The sequence below is a fragment of the Paenibacillus sp. JT22N12 genome (genome assembly GCF_056269365.1).
The window spans coordinates 527539-542411 of record NZ_JBWDNU010000002.1 but is presented as its reverse complement, the minus strand read 5'-3'; the positions used below and the strand labels follow the sequence as shown (position 1 = coordinate 542411).

12 protein-coding genes are annotated in these 14873 nt (G+C 50.5%); all 12 read right to left on the bottom strand.

Annotated elements, in window-relative coordinates; translation table 11 throughout:
- Positions 1-2 precede the first annotated feature (2 nt).
- A complete protein-coding gene (locus tag AC0YOA_RS08010; protein WP_475786155.1) occupies positions 3-1715 on the bottom strand; it encodes a polysaccharide deacetylase family protein in 1713 nt (570 codons plus the stop codon).
- 39 nt (positions 1716-1754) lie between these two features.
- Positions 1755-2669 (bottom strand): Gfo/Idh/MocA family oxidoreductase, encoded by a 915-nt coding sequence (locus tag AC0YOA_RS08005; protein WP_475786154.1) that lies wholly within the window; start codon positions 2667-2669, stop codon positions 1755-1757.
- A 308-nt stretch (positions 2670-2977) separates the two neighbouring features.
- A complete protein-coding gene (locus tag AC0YOA_RS08000) occupies positions 2978-4045 on the bottom strand; it encodes a tartrate dehydrogenase (protein WP_475786153.1) in 1068 nt (355 codons plus the stop codon).
- Between the two features lie 53 nt (positions 4046-4098).
- Positions 4099-6411: a helix-turn-helix domain-containing protein gene (locus AC0YOA_RS07995; RefSeq protein ID WP_475786152.1), complete on the bottom strand. Its 2313-nt coding sequence runs from the start codon at positions 6409-6411 to the stop codon at positions 4099-4101.
- 200 nt (positions 6412-6611) lie between these two features.
- Entirely contained in the window at positions 6612-7523 is a 912-nt protein-coding gene (locus AC0YOA_RS07990; protein ID WP_475786151.1) for a hypothetical protein, read from the bottom strand.
- A 91-nt stretch (positions 7524-7614) separates the two neighbouring features.
- Complete coding sequence (locus tag AC0YOA_RS07985; protein WP_475786150.1) at positions 7615-8811, bottom strand: mandelate racemase/muconate lactonizing enzyme family protein; 1197 nt, start codon at positions 8809-8811, stop codon at positions 7615-7617.
- Positions 8812-8871: 60 nt separating this feature from the next.
- Positions 8872-10416 carry an extracellular solute-binding protein gene (locus AC0YOA_RS07980; protein WP_475786149.1) on the bottom strand — a complete coding sequence of 515 codons (1545 nt, stop codon included), beginning with the start codon at positions 10414-10416 and terminating at the stop codon, positions 8872-8874.
- A gap of 68 nt (positions 10417-10484) precedes the next feature.
- A complete protein-coding gene (locus tag AC0YOA_RS07975; protein WP_475786148.1) occupies positions 10485-11375 on the bottom strand; it encodes a hypothetical protein in 891 nt (296 codons plus the stop codon).
- 213 nt (positions 11376-11588) lie between these two features.
- A complete protein-coding gene (locus AC0YOA_RS07970; RefSeq protein ID WP_210037914.1) occupies positions 11589-12467 on the bottom strand; it encodes a carbohydrate ABC transporter permease in 879 nt (292 codons plus the stop codon).
- A gap of 40 nt (positions 12468-12507) precedes the next feature.
- Entirely contained in the window at positions 12508-13431 is a 924-nt protein-coding gene (locus AC0YOA_RS07965; RefSeq protein WP_475768426.1) for an ABC transporter permease, read from the bottom strand.
- A 222-nt stretch (positions 13432-13653) separates the two neighbouring features.
- Positions 13654-14283: an SGNH/GDSL hydrolase family protein gene (locus AC0YOA_RS07960; RefSeq protein WP_475786147.1), complete on the bottom strand. Its 630-nt coding sequence runs from the start codon at positions 14281-14283 to the stop codon at positions 13654-13656.
- A 22-nt stretch (positions 14284-14305) separates the two neighbouring features.
- Positions 14306-14860: a FumA C-terminus/TtdB family hydratase beta subunit gene (locus AC0YOA_RS07955; RefSeq protein WP_475768367.1), complete on the bottom strand. Its 555-nt coding sequence runs from the start codon at positions 14858-14860 to the stop codon at positions 14306-14308.
- Positions 14861-14873: the final 13 nt, after the last annotated feature.

Genomic DNA, 14873 nt, shown 5'->3' with positions numbered 1-14873 from the left:
TCCTATAAGGACAGATTTCTTGCTGAACGGTTGAGCACCGTCTTCCTGCATGGCACACCGAAACGTTCTACCACATTAGGTCCTGCTTCCGTAATTGGCATCGGCAGATAGACGATAATCCCGTTGATCCCCTCTGTACCGCTTGCCATGATCTCTCCCTGCTCCCCAATTCCGTCGATCCTTATCCCCCGGCGTGAACGCTCCCAATTGTTGATTTGCTCCGACGTCCAGAACTGGAACCCCCTCTTGACGGCTTCGGCGACCACCTTCCGCAGCGCATCCGTCACTGCAGGCTGCTGATGGATATGGACCTGGTGGAAGAGAAAATGCGCTGCTCCCTCCACCTTCGCGGTTTGCTCCAGGAAAGGGATCACGACGCTGGAATCCGCCAAGTTGACATGATCCAGATCCTGAGTCAGGAAACTGATTTCCAGCACGTCATACAAACGGTTATGCCGATCGAACCAGGCGATGGGAAAATAGGGATGGCAGGTTCCGAACAGAAAACCGATGTTGCCTTTTTTACTTGGCCCCCTCGTTTGATCCGCCTGTATGCCATTCTTTTCGCACCATTCAAACAGCTCTCCCCAGCCTTCGTACCTGGTATAGTGATTTTTGTTCGAGGTGACAGCATGCAGGCCAGTTGCCTGCTTCAACCATTCGAACTGCCGGTCGAATTCGTCCTCGCTCCACTTCCCATTCTGGATATCGAGCGCATTATAATGAAAGGCGAGTTCATGTCCATCGCGTTTGACACGCTCATAGACAGCAGAATGATACCCTGGCTCAATCATGCACCAGGTCGAATGTATCCCGCATTCCTTCAGGACATCCAGTGTAGTGTCAGCAGTCTCGTCGATATTAAGGTCGCTGTCATGTGATATTGCCGCTACACATTGAACGCCGTCCGGCCAGTAGCCGATTACAGGAATCGTCAATCCTTTACCGGTCACAATTTGCAGCAGATGCGCAATCAGATGCTCCCTCCAGATGTCTGCGTAAGGATAAGCAAAATAAGGGGCGCCCGTCTCCGTATAGAGACGGTCCAGCTCCCAATCCATTCCGCAGCGGTCATCCGCCTTCAAGATCCCTTCATCTACGCTGCCCGTTCCGTCTTTGGCCGGAATGCCGTCGTGAAGCACCGGGCTTGTTCCCTGCTGGAACATCACGACCGTCTTCGGAATGTTGACGGACCAGCGGTCTATCCTGCCCCTTCCGATGGTGAATTGCAGCAGTGCAGCGCCTGCCTCCGCTCCGTCCGGTGTATCGATACGCAGCTTTCCGGATGCCTGGGCGCAATAGGCGACGGAAGTTTCGCCAATCTCCCACGGCTTGGCGCTTAAATACCGCAGAGGCACATCACCGAACGCTCCTTGCCGGTCCGGATCCGTATAGCCAACCGCCAATTCCCGCTGCTCGAAGCAGCCGAGTCTGACGGCAAGCCGGTTCAAGCCCCCGTATGAAATAACAGTACCGCCTTGTTCCGAATATGCCCAAATCGCTTCTTCCGTCTCCGGATCTTCCTCTGCTAAGGCGATGATTAATACATCCGGATCGTACTGCTGAATATCCCCTACTCGATTTATCCATTGAAAAGGCAATCCAGCATGTGCCAACAGCTCACCGATATACGATTCGAATACGTTAATGCCGTAACGGTGGCGGCGCCGGGCAGCCTGTTGATCCGACAGCACGCCTATTCTAGCCATTCTCATGCGCTTGCTCCGCATCCCTTCATGTTTAAATTGTTGTCTTCAAGCGGAAAGCCTGATGGTTCTGCCGCTGCTCCGGCTGATGTTGGCCGCTTCGATAAAGCGGATGATTTCAAGCGTTTCCTCCAGAACGATCGGCGATTTTCCGGAACGGAACATCGCCATGATTTGTTCCAGCAAGCTGGCATAATAAGGTTTTTTCTGCGCATACACATCAATGAAGCTCGAGCTATCCATTCGATGGATAACGGCTCCGAATTGCGAATTGCCCTTTCGGTTGCCGCGTATGGTTGCTATACGTCCATCCTTCCAAACGCCAACGATAAGGTCATGATATTCATTCGTCACCGCGCTTACTTGAACGCAGCCCGATCCCATGGCCGCAAACAGCATCTCCGCCGTATGGATGCCATACCAGAACAGGCCCGGCTGAGTCGGCTCCAACGCCATTGGACCATAGCAGTCCATGCCCATGATGGACTCCTTCCCGGAGTTCTCCAAATCAGCCGTCAACCCTTCCGCATACCGGAGCGCGGAGCAGCTCATAAGCGGAACCTGATATTGTTTCGCTGCTGCAGCGATGGTTTCCGCATCCGCCAAGGAAATCGCAAAAGGCTTATCGATAAATACCGGTTTACCGTAAGGCGCGACCTTCATGAACTGTTCCCGATGAACCCTGCCATCGACGGACTCAAGCAGAATGGCGTCACTTACGGCGGCCACCTCTTCGATGGTGTCCTTCATTTCAACGCCGTATGTTCCAGACAGGTCTTCTGTAAATCCTTCAACTCTGGAACGGCTTAAATCAAAGTCAGGTGAGCCTCCGGGAAAAGAGGTGACAATCCTGCCTCCAGGAACATGGTAAGGATGATCGATATTGTGAAGCATCTCGGTAAAGGCTGTAACATGCGAAGTATCCAATCCGATCATGCCGATCTTCAATGTTGAATCGCTCAAGCTTCCTCCTCCTGACCCTTTTTATAGATACTTGTTATATACCTGTATTATAAATTTACATTACTGGCATTTCATCTTCCTGTCAATTCTTTTTTCGGCAATTCCATCCTGAGAAAACACCAAAATCAGCTCCCAAGAATAATGGCCGCATTTACAATTGGCGATGACAACTACCTCTCTTTTATGTAGTGGACTTCAGCTCGCGTTATGTAAAAAAAGCGTAACCGTCTAACTTCAACCTTTCGGTTGACGGTTAGATGATTACGCCTTTTTACGAATTCGGGTTTCTATCAACCCCAACTGCTATTCTATGATCCCTGCTTATTTAACAGGTGATTCAGAATGGATTGTGTAACCTCGCTGGTCGTCGCATTGCCGCCAAGGTCCCGGGTCTTCACACCCGCCTCCAGCGTATCTTCAATGGCAGCCAGCACAAGCTCCCCAATTTCCTTGTATCCAAGAAAATCCAGCATCATTTTGGCGGTCCAAATTTGTCCTATCGGATTGGCCAGCCCTGTGCCGGCAATGTCCGGTGCTGATCCGTGGACAGGCTCGAACATCGAAGGGTATTCCCGCTCCAGATTCAAATTCGCGGCAGGAGCAATTCCAATACTGCCCATAATGGCTCCGCCCAGGTCCGTTAATATATCCCCGAATAAATTGGATGCAACGATAACATCAAAAATTTGAGGCTTCATCACGAAAAAGGCAGCTAAGGCATCGATATGAATCGCTGAAGTCGGAATGTCAGGATAGGCTGTACAAACTCCCTTGAACACATCGTCCCAAAACGGCATGCTGTAGGTGATTCCATTCGATTTGGTAGCGCTCGTCACATGGCCCTTACGGTCCTTGGCCAATTCGAATGCATGATTCATTACACGCTCCGTAGCCTTGCGTGTAAAAACAGCGTTTTGAATCGCCATTTCATCCGGACCGCGATGAATACGTCCTCCGATTTCCGAATATTCACCCTCGGAATTCTCCCGGACTACGACCAGATCGAAGTCCTTGGGTTCCCTGAGCGGGGAACGCAGCCCGCGCAGCAGCTTGGCCGGACGAACGTTAACGGCCTGCTTCATCTCCCGGCGGATCTGGATGAGCAAGCCCCAGAGCGAAATATGGTCCTGTACCAGATCGGGCATGCCGACGGCTCCGAGAAAAATCTGATCGAAGCTGCGTAAGGTCGATATGCCGTCTGACGGCATCATCCGACCATGCTCCAAATAGTATTCGCAGCTCCATGGAAATTCCGTCCATTTAAAAGCCAGCCCGCCATCAATTTGCGCAGCTGCCTCCAGCACTCTCAAAGCGGCGGGTACAACCTCCTTGCCGATTCCATCCCCCGGAATGACGGCAATCTCATAACTGTTCATCCTCGATTCCTCCACGCAATCGTATCGTTCCGTTTGAGTGCGAAACGTTCTCCTCAAAGCTTCTGGCCATTACACAGCTTATCGATGTATTCATCGCGATAGGTTCCGGGCGTCATCCCCACCAGCCTCCGGAAAGATCGAATAAAGTTCTGCGAATTGTTGTATCGCAGCTTTCCCGCGATTTCGGATATTTTCAAATCCGTATCCTCCAGCATTTCCTTTGCTCTATTTAACCGGTATTGCATCAAATAGTCGCTGAAGCTAATCCCCATCTCCTGCCTGAGCACCTTGCCGATATAGCTGGGATGATAATTAAGCAGGTTGGAGCACGATTCAAGGCTGATGTCGGTATCATAATGATCATGAATCATCTGCACTACCTCTTGGGAGATGGTTTGATATTTCGTTTTCCGCTGTTGTTCATACACGCATACCATAGGCTCGATAATCTGGAATTTAAACCAGTTCCGCACATCTTCAACCGATGCAAGCGCATACAACTGTTCCATGAGCGGCGGATCGCCTCCGAGCAGCTCGAAATGGGAGATGCCGCTGTCCTGCAGAAGCCTGATCAGATTGACAAAAAACCGCGTAACCGCAATTTGATAGTCGTTATAATTTTGATATTGACCGGAAATTTCCTCGAAGAAGGGATCCAGCAGCAGCCGGGTTTTTTCGCGGTCCGCCATCTTGACGGCATCAAATATTTGCCGTTCCAGCTCCTTCGGATATTCCGTAGTCACATTCTGGACCGGCTGCACGTCATCAATGTGAAGAATGGTTCGCTGTCCAAACAGCACCCTGTACTTCTGTGCATCCATCGCTTCCTTATAAGCTCTGTTGGCATCCTTGAGTCCGCCGTAAGACCTGCTGATTCCGATGCTGATCCGCAGCGACAAATAATTCTCGACCTCGTCCTGAACCTTTTTGGCAATCGCATACATATAGGTTCGGAATTCCTCTGTCGAATTCGGATCATCAAAGAGGAGCGTTACCTGAGAGGACTGTACGACAATGGGAACCAGCCGGTTATGCTGCGGTATAAGATCGCCTACCATATTGCTTATAGCAAAAAGCAGCAGCTCGCTGTCCCTTTCACTGTACCTTGTGCCCTTCAAGGTATCGATTTGGATCGTGAGCACAGCCATCCGTTTCCATTTGTTCAAGCCGATATTCAGATGCCCCAGCTTTTCATTGATTTCTGAAGCTTTCATATCCCCCCTTACCAGCTTGAGCACATAATACTCCTCCAGCTGCCGGATGTGGTTCTTGATTTGATCCGCCATCTGCACTTGAACATTGCGCATGCGCGTGAAGCCCTCATTGATCGTATGAAATTCATCAATCCGTCTTCGTCCCTTGTCCTGGTTGGCAATTAGGGATTGGTACAGCCTTTGAATCGGAGCGTACATACGCTGTGAGCCGGTAAGAGAAAGAATAACCGCTATAAACAGCATTATAATACAGGTGGCCAGTATGATCCATCCCGTTCTTCTTGACTCAAAGCGGATCTGCTCAATGGGAATGACGGATATGTACACCCATCCATTGAACGAGGAGCGCTGGAACGCAACGCCAACTTGTTTATCGCCATATTGGGCTTCATATAAACCGGATGGCTCTTCCGATTTCCGCAGCCTGGCTATCAGCGTATTAAGGCTCTCCCCTTCCATCTGCATGGTTTCGTTCTGGGTGGCAAGGACATGGTAGGACTCATCGAGAATAATAACTTCTCCCAGCGTATTGTTGTTGGACAAGTAGCTGCGCAGCTGCTTGCTGGGGATTTCGACAATAAACATGCCATCCGGATTCTCGGAAAAAGCGGGAATTTTTTTAACCAGATTAATGGTGGTGAGGCTTGGTTCAGCTGCGCTGCTATCGTTATGGAGCAAACGCTCCTGACCGGCAATCCAGAACTTGTCATTGTTAATGTTCAGATAGCCCGATATTTGTGAAGATTCCGAATCCGACAGCTTATTGAGTCCGCCGCTGTTTAATATCCAGTTCTTCTTTAAATTGATCAAGTGGATATCCTGTACGCCGACATCAAAGGTCTGGACCTGCGACATGGAGGTTAATATGTTTCGAACGAGAATAAATTGGGATGGAATAATGCCATTATCCAGCACTTCCATAACCAAGGTGCTGTCCGAGAGGCGCGCAATCTGAAGATCGAGCGTAACCAGCACCTGCTCCACGCGCAGACGTGTCTGCTCCAGAATAAGAATGTTCCCTTCATTAACCTTTTCCTGAATCGTTCCAGAGGTCCTCGTGTAAAAAAACAGGCCGAGCAAAATGATTGGGAGCGTACTGACTCCAATTGTGAACACAATCATCTTTGTCAGATATCTGTTGAATTTAAACATGAGCAGCCACCACCTATTTATACAGCAGTAAAACCAACCTGTAAGCAATATGGATGATTGTTCTGTGCAGTTGTAATGACAGGATCGTCCTCTTGATTAATAAACGATGCTTCCTTCCCACCGCTGCATGGCCTTAACGGTTACTTGCAAGAGCCGGTTCATTTGCTTGAGGCTGGTTATCGCTGCTGCGGGATAATAGGTTAAACCGACTGGCCGTCTCTGCCCTTCTTGCCTACATCCAATTGATCCTTCAATGTTTCCTGGTCGATGATTCCCATGAAATAGGCGCTGGCACTCCGCAAATACCCGAAGCCCATTTTCACTGCCTGGGCATAATGGCTTGTCGGTTCTTCCGCGAAGGCCTTTTCAATTTCTTCTGGGGAAGGCTTCGCTCCCTGACGAAGCTCCTGGGACAGCCGGATAATCGCATCCTCTTCGTTATAGAAGTTGGTGTCCTTCACAAACCGCTGCAATTTGCCCTGGACCGGTGTCACCACCGCTTCCGCATAGCGGTCCAGTTGGATCGTCTGCTCCTGGTGCCTGGCATGCAGCTTTTCGAAAAAGACCTCCACATTGTCCGTATCGGGCGTAAACGTCTGCAGCTCGATAAGCGTACGCTGCCAAATAAAGCGGAACGTATCCGCCGCATCATTCACGTTGACCGCCTGTGCCGCCTGCAGGCCTCCCATGCCGGTCTCGAAGTTTGCCGTTCTGTACGGAAACGGCGTGCGGCTGTTGTTTTCGTATAATTTGTGGAAAATAAAGGCGTCGTGATAAATGCTGCAGTCCGTCGGGAACTCCCTCGATTCCGGTTCCGCCTCACGAAATACAACCTTCATCTGACGATCAGCCGCGCGGTGGCACAGCCAGCCAAGAACAAAGGCCAGCTTATACCCTAATTGCTCCTCATCCTTGCGTTCCTCCCAGTTCGTCCGGTATTTCTCCAGCAGCGGAATGGTAAATTTATCTCCGGAGCGCGTTACGCTGCCGAATTGCGAGAACTGGATGTGGCTGCGGCCCGATTCTTTAAAAGCCTCACAGATCGTGTCCGATGCAAACATCAGATTAAAGCAGTCTTCTACTACCGCCGTGTGGGTAACATTCTCAGACATGTCTCATCCTCCGTCTATTCTTATTGTATAGCGGGCCTTCCATCTTGGACAGTAACAATCGTAACAAGGAACAATCCCTAGATAATCATTTTTAAAATAAATACGCTCTGCGCAGTAAAGCATTAACCGTGGAATCGTCCATGCCCAAACCCGGACCTGTCGGCGCTTTGATGATGCCGTCCTTGACCTCCATGTCCGGGAATAAGAAACCGGTCTGTTTAATGCCCGATTTATCCTCCTGGAACTTCCCGATATTCGGTATATACGAAGCATAATGAAGCACATATACATAACCGAAGCCGCCAGAGATATGCGGTGTGACCGGAATCCCTTTTAGAGCGGCCATTCTGGCTATCCGGGTGTTCCTTATGAAACCTCCATTATACTGCAGGTCCGGCTGAACAACCTGAGCGGCATCGTTGTCGATGATCCATCTGAAGCGCCTGATGCTGGTTTCCTGTTCACCGAATGCCATGGGGATATCCAGAGTATCTGCAACCTCCTTCGTATCTTCCAGATGCTCGAAGGGACACGGCTCTTCATAGAAAAACGCATCGATTTCCTCTAGCATTTTTCCGTATTTGATGGCTGCAGCAGGGTCATAGGAGCCGTTTCCGTCCGCGTGGATGGCGATACGGTCGCCAAAAACCTTCCGGGTCATATAGATGAGGCTTTCCGAGCGTCCTTTGATTGAATCCGCATTTTTGCTCATCCGGCCGCCCACCTTGAATTTCACGGCCTTGGCCCCTGTTTCCTCCATTCTCCCCTGGAGCACCTCAATTTCCTCTTCCGGCGTAGTTCCCCGGTTCCCGCTGGCAACGTAAATCGGAATCTCATTCCGTACAACCTCTCCCAGGAGAGCGCCAATAGGCTTGCCGCTTATCCTGCCTAGCATATCTAGCAGACTGGCTTCCACCCATGAGATGCAGCACCACAAAGCAAGACCCGAAAGCTTATAGTTGCTTTGGTGCACATATACCCCTTCCAGCAGCTGCTCCAAATCCCGGGCATCCTTACCGATAAAATACGGCAGAATCAGCTGCTTGAGAAGAGGATGCAAATATACCGCCCGCTCGCTGGCCACAGCCACCCCCTCGGAGCCGTCCTTTGACCGGGACCTCAGGAAATATAACCCGTTATTGAACAGCAGCTCCATCGATTCGATAATGACCGGTGAGCGCAGATCATCCACCTTCAAGACCGCAGAATTTGCCGCCTCCTCCAGCTCTTCCGTGCTTACATGACTTCTGGCTTTGGTCAGGGAACCGTCCAGGTGCAAATACGACAAATCGCTATATAGCTTATTCAGGCTCTACCCCTCCTTAAATTTCGCGGCCGTGCCTATGAGCTATTGCTTGTTCGTGTCGGCCTGATATTCCTTGTTCAGTTCCTCCAGCACTTTATCGCCGCCGGATTGCGTCCAGCTGTCAAGCGCTTGCTGCCAGCCCTTGCCATCTATTTCACCCATGATATATTTAATCCGCGCGTCATTAATAATTTTATCAAGCTGTGTGCGTTTTTGATCATACGTGGCCGAGCTGTAAGCCGCGGCCGGATTGACTACGAATATATCCGGAATGGCTGCCGCTTCTTTTTTGGCCGCTTTAAATTTTGCCGTGTACTTATCCAATGTGCCCTCCATGGCAAGCGACCCGTCGGCAACCTGCATAGCCTGCTGCATCTGTATTACCTCTGCCGCATACTTGGTGGCCTGCTCCGGCGTACGGGTCGCTTTCCCGTCTGCTACGGAATAGTGGACGCCTTCAATGCCCCATTCGAAAATATTTTGACCCTCTTTGGTGGAAAGCTTATCGAAGTATTGCAGAATCCGCCGCAAATCCGCTTCCGTCTTGACGGTTTGCTTCGGGATGACAAAGGCTCCCGACACGCCTGCATCCATCAGCAGCTTCTTCCCGTTTACGCCTTCAAGGATGCTTGAGGTGTCCATCTCGGCACTGGGATTAAGCTTGAACAGCTCGGTATGGCGGGCAACAAAGTCGTTGTCGCCCAATCGAAAGCCGAAGAGCCCTTTATTGCCGTTATCGATATTTTGCACCCGCTCCGTGATCGCGAAATCCTGATTGATCAGCTTTTCCTGATACAACCGTTTATACCAGTCCATGGCGTCAATATAAGCCTGGCTTTCATGGGCAGGCACGATTTTGTTGTCTTTGACTTCCCATACGTTTCCGCCGCCCATTGCCGCCAATATGAACTTGAAGCCGCGAAGGCCTTTTTCTTCGGCAAGACCGATGGTATCCGCCTTTCCGTTGCCGTCCGGATCCTCGGTTGCAAACGCCTTGATCACTTCATACATTTCATCCAGCGTGGCCGGCGGCTTCAAGCCAAGCTTGTTCAGCCAATCCGTACGGTAAATCATGCCATCGCCGACCAGCGAGCGGGCGCGGTTGATCGTATAGGCTTTACCTCCGACCATGGTGCTTTTCAAAACCTCCGGGTTCAGCGCTTTCTCCAGATCAGGATAATCCTTGAGATAAGCCCCGATTTCCCAAAACTGATCGGATTTCATGGCGGATTTAATATGGGATGGGGTCGGGGAACCAACGAGCAGAACCATCGGCAGTTGACCTGAAGCTATAGTGGCATTTACCTTTTCATCGTAAGTGCCGTTGGGAACCCATTGAATTTGCAAATCGGTGTTGGTCAGCTTTTCTACGGCGGTAATGATCGGGTCGTTTTCTTTGGGCGGCTCGGATAATACAGACAAATTCATCATAGTAATAACAAACGGCTTCTCCTCATTCGCAGGCGTGTTCCCCTGCGGCTTATCGGATGCCGAGGGACCTGGGCTGCTGCAGCCGGCTAACGCTGCAGTGATTAGAATACTTCCGGCAAGACTGAGCAAGTACTTCGATTTCCATTGAATGGACATGTAATGAACCCCCCATGGTTTTTTGGATTAAACCGCAAGCCCGTATCCACGCTGCATGACCTTTTTCGCTAGACAGCCAAAAGCTTGTTCAATTTATTCGATTCAATCCCGCCTGAGAAGAACACGCTGGCACTGCGCAGGTTGCCGAAACCCTCCTTCAAGGCCTTCGCATAGCTGCTCCCCGGCTCGGCTGCGAACGCCGCTTCGATCGTTTCCTGTGACGGCTTCCTTCCCTGCCGGACAGCTTGAGCCAATTGAATAATCGCATCCTCGTCGTCATAGAAGTTCGTATCCGTCACAAGCTGCTGCACCTTCGCCGGGTCCGGGTTCATTACAGCTTCCGCATAGCGGTCCATATATGCAGCCCGCTCCTGAAATTTGGCATGCAGCCTGTCGAGCCAGCCTTCAATATCTTCAACATCCGGAACGAAGGTATGCATCTCGATGAGAAGGCGCTGCTGTATAACCTGGAACAATTCCTGCACATCCAGACTGTTGATGGAAGCTGAGGCAGGCAGGCTTTTGGCCCTTTTATCGTATACCTCTGTTCTGTAGGGTTCAGGCGTATTGCTGTTATTCACGTACAAGCGGTGGAAAAGAAAAGCGTCACGGTACATTCCGGATTCTGCCGATTCCGGCTTCAGGTGATGCTCGGCAGCCCTGTGGCATAACCAGCCAAGAACAAACGCCAGGATGGATTCCGGTTTGGTTTTGGGTACAAGCGGGGCAGACCTGAAGCCAATTTCCTCTTCAGGCTTCTTATGGGAGTCCCAGTTGTCACGGTATTTCTCCAATAGTTGGACCGGAAAGCCCGCGGAGATGTCTGTTACGCTGCCGAACTGGGCAAAATTCTCATGGCCTTGGGCCACCTCTTTAAAAGCTTCGCAGATTTGATCCGATACCAGCATAATGGCAAGACAATCCTCGATTAAGGCTGTTTGAGTTACGCTCTCTGACATGTTTCATCCTCCGTTTCAAAATTGGCTATTGGTCACTGCTTTATCGATCCGTTTCGGTTATCTCTGTTTACCTCTCAAATTATCCTGTTTTGGTGCCCGATCGGCCGGGTTATCGTTTCGTTGTTGGCCGTTTCCGCATCTTGGCTTCGGTGGTGATCGTTCCATCTGATAGAGATTATTCATAGAACCTCCTTCTGCTGAAAAAACGATTTCTTATCCTTTAACAGAACCGATCAAGGCTCCTTTGGCAAAATGCTTCTGCAGGAACGGGTAGACGCACAGGATCGGCAGCGTGGATATGACGATGACGGACATCTTGATAATCTGACTCGGTGGAACGATATAGTTGGAATCAAAGGTCGCCGAATCGCCCAGCCCGCCCGACGATAGGATAACGATTTGCCGCAGCCACACCTGAATCGGCCACTTGTAGCTGTCGTTGATATACAGGACCGCATGGAAAAAGGAGTTCCAGTGGTTAACCGCGTAAAATAGCGAGAAGGTGGCAATGGCCGGGAGCGAGAGCGGCAATACGATTTGCCACAAGATACGCAGATCATTGCAGCCGTCGATTTTGGCTGCTTCCTCCAGCCCCTCCGGCATCTGCTGGAAAAAGTTCTTCAGCACGATCAGGTTAAATGCGCTGATCGCTCCGGGCAATAGCAGCGACCAATAGGAATTGATCATCCCCAATGACTTGACGACCAGAAACGTCGGAATCATTCCTCCGCTGAACAGCATCGAGAATATGACCCCCAGCATGATGATCCGCCGTCCGTCCAGATCCTTGCGGGCCAGCGGATAGGCCATCAGGCAGGTAAACAGCAAATTGATCGCAGTTCCGGTGACCGTAATAAAGATCGTTACCCCCAGGCTTGTGAGGAGCACGCTTGTGGAGAAAATATAGATGTATCCCTCCAGGGAAAACTCATGCGGGAACAACACAATCTTCCTGGTGATAAATTCCTGAGGTGAGGTGAACGAGCCTGCGACGACATAAATAAACGGAAGCACCGTGGCCAGACCGAACAGACCCAGAAAGGTGTTGTTGCCGATATCGAACAATCTGCTGCCAAGCGATCCCTTACGCATGTTACCCACTCCTTATCTGCCAGCGATAGACGTTGTACTTCTAATAGATGCCTTCCTCGCCCATCTTCTTGGCGAAGTAATTAGAGCTGACCACCAAAATAATGCCGATGGCCGATTTGAACAAATTGACCGCCGTTGAATAGCTGAAATCCCCTTGCTGGATGCCGCGTTCATACACATACGTCTCGAATACCTCTCCGACCTCCCGATTCATAGGATTAAGCATCAGGAATATCTGCTCAAATCCGGTATCCAGAAAAGATCCCATGCGAAGAATGAGCAGCACCACAATCGTGCTTTGAATCGCGGGAAGCGTGACATGAACCATTTGCTTCCACCGGCCGGCTCCATCCATCCGGGCCGCTTCATACAGCTGGGGATCGACACCCGACAGCGCAGCCAGGAATAGAATCGTGCCCCATCCGGTTTCCTTCCAGATCGACTCGCTGACGATCATCACCCGGAACCAATCCGGATTAAGCAGAAAATTAATCTTTTCCCCGCCATATTGAAAGATAAGCTCATTCACAATGCCGCCTTCGGTGGTGAACAGAATATAGGCAAGCCCGACGACGACGACCCAGGAAATAAAATGGGGAATATAAATCAAGCTTTGAATAACCCGCTTGTATGCCTCCTTGCGCACCTCGTTCAACAAAAGCGCAATAATAATGGGAAGCGGAAAAAAGAATAAAATATTATAGACCGCCAGAATAAATGTATTTCTAAACAGCATCCAAAACTCGGGCTCGCTGAAGAAAATGCGGAAATGCTCGAAGCCGACCCAAGAGCTTTTCAAGAAACCGGTAAAGGGCGAATAATCCTGGAAAGCGATGAGCACGCCCCACATAGGCGCATATTTGAAAATAAGAAAATACAAAATACCCGGCGCCAGCATGTAGTACATCCAGCGGTTTTTGATCAACCGTTTCTTGAGAAAGTCTCCAGCCGTGGGCGTAACCATGGGATTCGGTTTATTTGCCGATAGCGCTTTCAATGATTTGACCATCCTTTCTGCATACATGGTTTGTATGACTGGTTCGTGTTAAGCCGAGCATACCATCACCTGTCGTAACCGGATACAATCACTAGAGAGTCAAAATGGATGCGCTTTCAAAAAGCGGTATATCAGGCTTCATCCAGCCTGATAATCATAAGAGCGACTCCGCATAATCATTTAGAGGTGTTAACTGCCGGCTGCGCTATTGTCAAATCGCGATTCCAGGAAACCCGCTATAAATGCCGCTTGCAGCCGCCGCACCTCATCTACAAAGTGAACGTGATCGCAATAAGCGGAGTTTCCGAATTTCCTTGTCAAGCTGTACAGGTCGATTCGGGGTATTCCCAGTTCTGCGAAGATGGAGTCAGCCGCTGCATTATAAAGCAAGACGTCTTCATGGAACCGGTGGAACGTTTTGCCTGGACTATTATGAAGCTCCTCCACGACGTCTGTCGTCCGAATCCAAACTACCCCGTTTGCCATTTCCATGGCAAGTTTGGCTATTTCCTTCAGGTTATCCTCGTAACAGTCAAGCGGAACCTGCTTGGCACGGGTTTGCGGATCCGTCTTCATATCGTGCAGCCCGCAGTTCAGCAGCAAAATATCGTAACGCACGCCGCTCTTGCATTCTGACTTCAAATAGCTTAAAACCATCGAGCTGTCTCCGCCATTGGCGCCCATGGCTTTATCGAGATCGACCATCGTCTGATCCCCGCCGCGCTTTCGGTCATAGCAGAACCTGCCCGCAAGCAGCGTACTCAAAAACGGACCATATTGGATAGAGATGCTGTCCCCGATTACCATCACATTTCTCATATCTCTCCGACCTCCGAATGGTTTATAGCTGTCTGTATTTTGCGATTTCCTGTTCGTACAGATCATTTCCATGAGCATCATAAGCGACCAGCAGCGGGAAGTCCTCCACCAGAAGCCAGCGGATCGCTTCCGGACCCAGATCCTCATAAGCAACAATTTCAACGGCCCTCACCTTCTGGCTAAGTACCGCGGAGAGTCCGCCAATTGCCGCAAAAGAAACGGCATTGTACCGCATGCAGGCCTCCTTGATCGTATCCCCCCGCGGCCCTTTTCCTATCGTCCCCTTCACCCCGTATTCGTACATGGCCGGGGCGTAAGGGTCCATCCGAAAAGCAGTCGTCGGGGCAATGGGACCAATGATTTGTCCCGGTTTGGGAGGACAAGGCCCTGCGTAAAAAATAATTTGCCCTTTCAGGTCGACGGGAAGCTGCTCCCCCAGCTCAAGCCTGGCAATCATTCGTTTATGTGCAGCGTCCCTGGCCAGGTAGATGGCGCCGGAGAGCAGCACCTCATCCCCAGCCTTGAGCTGATGAATGAAATCTTCAGCAAGCGGCGTACTTACACGGTATTGTGTCACCTTGTACAGCTCC

Coding starts and splice junctions, on each gene's coding strand:
- AC0YOA_RS08000 (WP_475786153.1), bottom strand. CDS start 4,045: ATGAACAGTTATGAGATTGCCGTCATTCCGGGGGATGGAATCGGCAAG.
- AC0YOA_RS07970 (WP_210037914.1), bottom strand. CDS start 12,467: ATGCGTAAGGGATCGCTTGGCAGCAGATTGTTCGATATCGGCAACAAC.
- AC0YOA_RS07965 (WP_475768426.1), bottom strand. CDS start 13,431: ATGGTTACGCCCACGGCTGGAGACTTTCTCAAGAAACGGTTGATCAAA.
- AC0YOA_RS07990 (WP_475786151.1), bottom strand. CDS start 7,523: ATGTCTGAGAATGTTACCCACACGGCGGTAGTAGAAGACTGCTTTAAT.
- AC0YOA_RS08010 (WP_475786155.1), bottom strand. CDS start 1,715: ATGAGAATGGCTAGAATAGGCGTGCTGTCGGATCAACAGGCTGCCCGG.
- AC0YOA_RS07980 (WP_475786149.1), bottom strand. CDS start 10,416: ATGTCCATTCAATGGAAATCGAAGTACTTGCTCAGTCTTGCCGGAAGT.
- AC0YOA_RS07995 (WP_475786152.1), bottom strand. CDS start 6,411: ATGTTTAAATTCAACAGATATCTGACAAAGATGATTGTGTTCACAATT.
- AC0YOA_RS07975 (WP_475786148.1), bottom strand. CDS start 11,375: ATGTCAGAGAGCGTAACTCAAACAGCCTTAATCGAGGATTGTCTTGCC.
- AC0YOA_RS07960 (WP_475786147.1), bottom strand. CDS start 14,283: ATGAGAAATGTGATGGTAATCGGGGACAGCATCTCTATCCAATATGGT.